The sequence below is a fragment of the Nocardiopsis protaetiae genome, assembly GCF_045446735.1.
GTDB classification, from domain to species: domain Bacteria; phylum Actinomycetota; class Actinomycetes; order Streptosporangiales; family Streptosporangiaceae; genus Nocardiopsis; species Nocardiopsis protaetiae.
The window spans coordinates 1-7041 of the sequence record NZ_JBJJBV010000315.1 but is presented as its reverse complement, the minus strand read 5'-3'; the positions used below and the strand labels follow the sequence as shown (position 1 = coordinate 7041).

The 7041-nt window shown below is 73.5% G+C and carries 6 protein-coding genes; 2 read left to right on the top strand and 4 right to left on the bottom strand.

What is annotated here, in order from left to right; translation table 11 throughout:
• Nucleotides 1–13 precede the first annotated feature (13 nt).
• Entirely contained in the window at nucleotides 14–709 is a 696-nt protein-coding gene (locus ACJOT3_RS30355; protein WP_406976566.1) for a ferritin-like fold-containing protein, read from the bottom strand.
• A gap of 584 nt (nucleotides 710–1293) precedes the next feature.
• Here ACJOT3_RS30355 and ACJOT3_RS30350 point away from each other — a divergent pair.
• On the top strand, nucleotides 1294–2871 hold the full coding sequence (locus tag ACJOT3_RS30350; protein ID WP_406976565.1) for a DEAD/DEAH box helicase: 1578 nt from the start codon (nucleotides 1294–1296) through the stop codon (nucleotides 2869–2871).
• Between the two features lie 168 nt (nucleotides 2872–3039).
• Nucleotides 3040–3948, top strand: coding sequence for an alpha/beta fold hydrolase (locus ACJOT3_RS30345; protein ID WP_406976564.1), 909 nt, complete (start codon nucleotides 3040–3042; stop codon nucleotides 3946–3948).
• A gap of 138 nt (nucleotides 3949–4086) precedes the next feature.
• Here the strand turns inward: ACJOT3_RS30345 and ACJOT3_RS30340 are convergent, their stop codons facing one another.
• The 3 genes from ACJOT3_RS30340 to ACJOT3_RS30330 all read right to left on the bottom strand — a co-directional run bounded on the left by ACJOT3_RS30340 (nucleotide 4087) and on the right by ACJOT3_RS30330 (nucleotide 6962).
• The gene (locus tag ACJOT3_RS30340; RefSeq protein WP_406976563.1) at nucleotides 4087–5127 is read right to left on the bottom strand and encodes an MBL fold metallo-hydrolase; all 1041 of its coding nucleotides are present in this window, start codon (nucleotides 5125–5127) and stop codon (nucleotides 4087–4089) included.
• A gap of 109 nt (nucleotides 5128–5236) precedes the next feature.
• Nucleotides 5237–6112 (bottom strand): PHP domain-containing protein, encoded by an 876-nt coding sequence (locus ACJOT3_RS30335; RefSeq protein ID WP_406976562.1) that lies wholly within the window; start codon nucleotides 6110–6112, stop codon nucleotides 5237–5239.
• Between the two features lie 190 nt (nucleotides 6113–6302).
• Nucleotides 6303–6962 (bottom strand): DUF6758 family protein, encoded by a 660-nt coding sequence (locus ACJOT3_RS30330; RefSeq protein ID WP_406976561.1) that lies wholly within the window; start codon nucleotides 6960–6962, stop codon nucleotides 6303–6305.
• Between the last annotated feature and the right edge of the window lie 79 nt (nucleotides 6963–7041).

The window sequence follows — 7041 nt, the reverse complement described above, 5'->3', positions numbered from 1 at the left end:
CACGTCCGGGTGCTCAGGCGCTGAGGCCCATGGCCTCCAGGCGGCCGGCGTGCCGGTCGGTGAGGGAGGCGAACATGCGGCTCACCGCGGCGAGGTCGCCCAGGCCGGTGGTGTCCTCCCTGGCGGTCTCGGGCCGGTCGACGCCCTCGGCGAGCAGGGCCGCCAGGCGGGGCCGCCGCACGGCCACGGACTGGGCCTGGCCCAGCGCCTCGCCGACCAGTCGGCGCGCCCACAGCGACAGGCGCCCGGCCAGGACCGGGTCCTCGGCCAGGGCCTCGCGCACGGTCTCGGCCACGAACTCGGCGCGGCCGGTCTCGGCGAGGACGCCCTCGACCAGGATGCGGGTCTCGTCGTCGGCCAGCTCGGCCACCCGGCGGTAGAAGTCCCCCGCGATCCCGTCCGCGACGTAGGTCTTGACCAGGCTCTCCAGCCAGGTCTTGGGCTCGGTCCGCTCGTGCCAGGAGTCCAGTGGCTCCACGAACGGGGCCATCGCCTCCTCCGGGTCGACCCCCAGCTCCTCCAGGCGGTCGCGGAGCACCTGGTAGTGGGCCTGCTCCGTGGCGGCCAGCGCCGCCAGGCGGCCCTTGCCGCGCAGGGTGGGGGCCAGGACCGCGTCACCGGCGAGACGGAAGAAGGAACCCAGCTCGGCGTAGGCCAGCAGGCCGAGGAGATCGATCACACCGGGGTTCACAGAGGGGCCTTTGGTCATGGGCGCCAGCGTATCGCCCGGCCGTTCTCACACCGAACCGGGGACTAAACGTCCGAAGGGCACGGTTGCACCAGCTGGGAACGGGTAGGTCCATGCCGTCCCGCTCCGGAGAACTCCCATGTCCCCCGGACGGGTCACCGGCTAGACTCTCCGTGACGACCTGCGTGTGCGGACCGACACGGACCCCTTCTCACACACGCGGGGACGTCCCCGCACGCAGCATGGCGCCTCCCGGGCGCCGTGCCCCGCCGCGCGATTCGGCCGCCCCCGAGGGCGACCGGCGACCGCGCGGACGAACCCGACGAACCACGGCGGGCCCCCGAAGGAAAACGGGAGCGCGCCGAGCGGATGGATCCGATTTTCCGGCCGGGAGCCCCCGGGCCGCGGATCCGACGGCAGCGCCGCCGCACCGTTCCCGAGTGGAACGGACGGCGTGCCGCGCCTTCCGCGACGGCCCCCGAGGCCGCCCGCGACCGCATCCCGACGCGGACACGATCCCTTCGTGTACCGCCAAGATGGAGGCCTGAGCCCTGAGCAGCACAGAAGAAACACAGCAGCCCCGCATCACCTTCCGAGACCTCGGCGTGAGCACCGAGATCTCCGACGCCCTGGAGGCCGAGGGGATCATCGAGCCCTTCCCCATCCAGGAACTGGCCCTGCCGATCGCCCTCGGCGGCAGCGACATCATCGGCCAGGCGCGCACCGGCACCGGCAAGACGCTGGCTTTCGGCGTCCCCCTGCTCCAGAGCGCGCAGGAGGTCCCCGGGACCTCCAAGAGCCCCCGGGCCCTGATCGTGGTCCCCACCCGTGAGCTGGCCATCCAGGTCGCGGCCGACCTGACCACCGCGGGCAAGCGCAGCGGCGCCCGCATCCTGACCGTCTACGGCGGCCGCTCCTACGAGCCGCAGATCAACGGCCTCAAGGAGGGCGTCGACGTCGTCGTCGGCACCCCCGGCCGCCTGCTCGACCTGGAGAACCAGAAGCACCTGCGGCTGGACAAGGTCGCCGCGGTGGTCCTGGACGAGGCCGACAAGATGCTCGACCTGGGCTTCCTGCCCGACATCGAGCGGATCCTCACCAAGATCCCGGCCGAGCGCCAGGTCATGCTCTTCTCGGCCACCATGCCGAGCGAGATCGTCTCCCTGTCCCGCAAGTACCTGCGGCAGCCCACCCACGTGCGGGCCGGCGACGACAACGAGATCGACGGCTCGGCGATCACCAGCCGGATCGCCCAGCACGCGTTCCGCACCCACCAGATGGACAAGATCGAGATGCTGGCCCGGCTCCTCCAGGCGGAGGACCACGGGCAGAGCATGGTCTTCTGCCAGACCAAGCGGGCGTGCGACCGGGTCGCGGGCGAGCTGAAGGACCGCGGGTTCGCGGTCGCGGCCGTCCACGGCGACCTGGGCCAGAGCCAGCGCGAGCGGGCGCTGCGCGCCTTCCGCAACGGCAAGATCAACATCCTGGTCGCCACCGACGTGGCCGCCCGCGGGCTCGACGTGGACGACGTCACGCACGTCGTCAACTACGAGACGCCCGAGGACGAGAAGACCTACACGCACCGGATCGGCCGCACCGGCCGCGCCGGGCGCACCGGCACCGCCGTCACGTTCGTGGACTGGCAGGAGATGCCGCGGTGGAAGCTCATCAACGCCGCGCTGGACCTGGAGTTCAACGAGCCGGAGGAGACCTACTCCACCTCGAAGCACTTCTTCGAGGCGCTGGGCATCCCCGCGGGCACCAAGGGACGGCTGGCCGCCGACAAGCGCGCCGAGCACGCCGGTCTGGAGGCCGAGGAGATCGAGGACATCGGTGACACCGGTGGTCCGCGCGTCCAGCGCGGCCGCGGTGGCCGGGACCGCGACCGGGACCGGGACCGCTCCGGTGACCAGGAGCGCGGTGAGGGCCGCCGCCGCAGCAGCCGCGGCGGGCGTTCGCGCCGCCGCACCCGCGGCGGGGAGAACGTGGCCGCGAGCACCGAGGCGCCCGCCGCCGACAAGCGCGCGGAGGCCCCGGCGAAGGCCCAGCCGGCCCCGGCCGCCAAGGCCGCTCCGGCCGCGGCCGTCGCCGACAAGGGCGAGGGGGGCGAGGGCACCCGCACGGTCCGCCGTCGCCGCCGCACCCGCAGCGGCTCGGCCGTCCGCGACCCCGAGAACACCTGACCGACCCGGCGGGCGCCACGGCGCGCCGCCGGAGCGGACACGGCCGCGGCACCCGACGGGCGCCGCGGCACGCACAGGCGGCGCGGTACCGCCGGTACCGCGCCGACGTGGGAGATCACGCTCTCGGTCCACCCCGGACCGGGCCGCCATCGTCTAGGGTGACCGGACGTGAGTACACCTAAGTTCCTCGACCTGCCGCCGGGTGTGCGGCGGGTCGACCTCGACCTGTCCTACGGCCCGGTGGCGGCTCTGCGGGCGCTGCCCGTCTCCGGGGGCGCCGAGCTGGCGCCCGCCGTGCTCGTGCACGGCTACACCGGCAGCAAAGAGGACTTCATCGCCATCCTCCAGACCCTGGCCCAGGGCGGCCGGGAGGTGGTCGCGGTCGACCTGCCCGGCACCTACGACTCGCCGGGCCCGGAGACCCTCACCCCGCCGCCCGGAGTGCAGGTCCCCGACTACCGGCTGACCTCGCTGGGCGAGGTCGTCGCCGAGGTCGTCGAGCAGGTCGGCGGGCGGATGCCCGTCCACCTGGTGGGCCACTCCTTCGGCGGCCTGGTGGCGCGCGAGACCGCACTGAGCGGCATGGTCGACCTGGCCTCGCTGACGCTGCTGTGCAGCGGCCCCGCCGCCCTGCCCGGCCAGGCCGCGATGCGCACCCGCGCCCTCATCGCCGCGCTGTCCATGAACCCCTCCCGGGAGCGCCTGGAGGAGCTGTGGGACGAGCGGTTCGACGCCGAGGCGCGCCAGCGCACGCCCGACGAGGGCGTCCACTCCTTCCTGCACGACCGCCTGGTGCGCAGCAGCGCCCTGGGCCTGCTGCGCTGCGCCGAGGACCTGCTGGGGGCCGCCGACCGGGTGGAGGAGCTGGCGGCGCTGCCGCTGCCCGTCCTGGTGATGTACGGGGAGAACGACGACGCGTGGGAGCCCTCCCTCCAGGAGGACATGGCCAAGCGGCTGGACGCCAAGCGGATCGTGGTGCCCGGTGCGGGGCACTCCCCCAACGTGGAGGCGCCCGAGACCACGGCCAGCGCGTTCACCGCGTTCTGGAACGAGGTGGAGTCGGTCGGCCGCCGCTGACCGCACGCGCGGCGCACACATGCGCGAACACACGGACACGCGAACGCGCCCCGGCCCCCGTGAGGGGACCGGGGCGCGTCGGCGTCCCGGTGGGGCCTGACCGGGGTCGGACCCGGGAGGGGTCAGGCCCGGGAGGGGTCAGACCCAGGAGTCGAAGTTCTTGCCCTCGGCGGCCACGGTGGTGGCCGGGCCGCGGTCGGGCAGGATGCGGGTGTCCGGGGGCAGCGACAGCAGCGATTCGCCGATGGAGGCGAGCTGGGTCGTGTAGTCGATGTAGGTGTTGCCGACCATGCCCGGCTCGCCCTTGCGGAGGGTGTCGCCGGAGAAGACCACGCCGAGCTGGCCGATGGAGTAGCCGACGGTGCCCGGGGAGGTGCCGGGCAGGGCCACGACGTCGATCTCCAGGTCGCCGATGGTCATGGAACCGCCGCCCTCGATCTCGTAGTCGGGGCGGTGCTCGGCGCCGTGCTTGCGGCGCCACAGGCGCATCTCGCGGGGGTGCAGGGCGACCGGGGCCTCGGTCTCCTCGACGATCTTCACCGCGGACTCGATGTGCGGGGCGTAGGCGTTGGTGCAGGCCACGAGGTAGACCTCGCGCTCGCCGATGGCCTCCAGGACCGCCTCGGCGTCGGGGCCCGGGTCGATGACGATGACGCCGTCGTCGTCGGCCTTGACGATCCAGGTGTTGCCGACGTACTCGAACTTCTCGTCGTCGAACTCGAAGGTGCCGGCGGCGCGGACGCGGGTGATGCCCTCGGAGTCGGGGCCGGTGACACCGGCCTCCTCGGTGTCGTCGGCGAAGAGGTCGGTGGAGGCCTCGGGCTCGTCGTCCTCGGACTCGTCCTCGTCCTCTTCTTCGTCGTCGGAGTCCTCGGAGTCCTCGGCGGAGTCGTCGGCCTCGGCCTTCTCGGCGGGCTCCTCGGCGTCGGAGTCTTCCTCGGTGTCGGAGTCGTCGGCCTCGGCGGCGTCGGTGTCCTCCGCCTTCGCCTCCTTCTCCTCCTCGGCCTTCCCGGCCTTCTTCTCGGAGGTCTTCTCCGGGGAGGTCTCCTCGGCCTTCGCCTCCGTCTCGGTCTCCTCGACCGCGTCGGCGTCGTCCGCCGTGTCGTCCACCGCGACCTCCGCAGCGGAATCGGTGGCCTCCGGGCCGTCCTGCTTCTTCGGCTTCCGCTTCCAGAACACGGCGTCAGACCTCTCATTTAGTCCGATATGGGTGAATGCGCTGCGACCATTGTCGCGCCCGCGCGCGGTGGTCCGTACCGTACCGAACCCACCGGGTGAACCGACAGCCTCAGCCCCTGATCAGGGGGACCCCCGTGGCCGGGGCCACCAGCTCCTCGAACGCCTCCGGCGCCGTGGTCCGGGCGCCCAGCCGGTGGCCGGTGAGGGAACCGTGGTCGTCGCTGGAGCCGGTGACGACCACGCCCAGGTCGGCGGCGACCCCGCGCCAGTGGCGGGCCTGCCCGCTGTTGTGCGAGGGGTGGTCGGCCTCGATGCCGCCCAGCCCGGCGGCGGCCATGCGCTCGACCAGCTCCAGCGGGACGGACCCGTTGAGGGCGCCCTCGGCGCGGCCCGGGTGGGCCAGGGAGCAGACCCCGCCCGCCGCCCGCACCAGTCGGACGGCGCGCACCGGGTCGATGGCGTACCGGGAGGCGTAGGCGGGCCCGCCGGAGCCGATCCACCGGTCGAAGGCGTCCTGCACGTCGCGGGCGGCCCCGGCCTCCACGATCGCGCGGGCCAGGTGGGGACGGCCGATGGTGTTGGCGTCGGCGTGCTCGGCGTGCCCGGCGCCCGCGATCTCCAGCACCCGCTCCCAGGTGACGTCCACCCCGTTCGCCTGGAGCTTGCGGACCATCTCCTCGGCGCGCGAGGCGCGGTCGGAGCGGACCCGGCGCAGCTCCTCGGCGAGGTCGGCGTCGTCCGGGTCGAACAGGTAGGACACCAGGTGGACGCTGGAGCCCCGGTAGGCGCAGGACAGCTCCATGCCCGGGACCAGGGTGAAGCCGGGCGGCAGAACGGCGGCGGCCGCCCCGATGCCGCCGACCGTGTCGTGGTCGGTGAGGGCGAGGACGTCCAGGCCCGCGGCGACGGCGTACCCGATGACCTCCTCCGGAGCATCGCCGCCGTCGGAGACGGAACTGTGGGAGTGCAGGTCGATACGTGTCACCGGCTGATCGTACTAGCTGTGCCTCCTTGAACCTCCGCTCCGCTTCGGTTCGTGCTCAGCGCCCCTAGAAGGCGGGAACCTTCGGCCCTACGTGGACATCCTCGTTCCTCGGACATCCACTCCGGGCCTCCAGAACCCCGCCGGCGCCTCGCCGACTCCCAGTGGCACAGGAGAGCGTGCAAGAGCGCGGTCAGCCCGGGCGGGGGGCCAGCTCCGCCTCCAGGAACGGGCTGGGCGCGCCGAAGGGCGGCTCCAGGGAGACCCCGCCGTCGTTGATGTCGCGCAGGTCCCGCAGGGCGTTGATCTCGCACATCAGCAGGGCGGTGTCGGCGCTCGCGAACACCACCCACAGCCACTGGGACAGCGCCTCCCCGGTGTAGCCGGCGCGTTCGCGGCCCAGGTCGAGGTTCCACAGCGGGATCTCGTGGCCGTCGAAGCGCACCTTGGCGTCGGGTGCCCGGGTGTCGAACCCGTCGCCGGCGTCGGGGCCCTCCAGACCGGCCAGGCGGGCGCCCAGGCCGATCCCGGGGGCCTCAGCGACGATGACGACCTCGCCGACACCGCCCAGCGGGTCGGGTCCGGACAGGGCCACGGCGGTCGCCAGCGCTCCGCTGCGGTCGTCGCCCGCCTCCGCGAACCCGGTGACCACCCACCCGGTGGGCAACGGCCACGGGATCCACACCGGGACGCGCGCCTGGGGCAACAGGGCCTCCAGGGCGCCGGTGTTGGGCTGGCGGAACGGTTGCAGCGGCGTGACCGGGCCGTGTGCGTCGCACTGCCACGCGCTGGTCCACAACCCCGGGGGCTGGACCGCGCGCCCGCACCGGGGACACGAGGGATCGGTCTTCATGTCATAGCGGTCTACCCGGGTGACCTGCGCCGAAAACGCCGGTGGGCGGGCCGCCGCGCGGCCCGCCCACCGGCGGGGA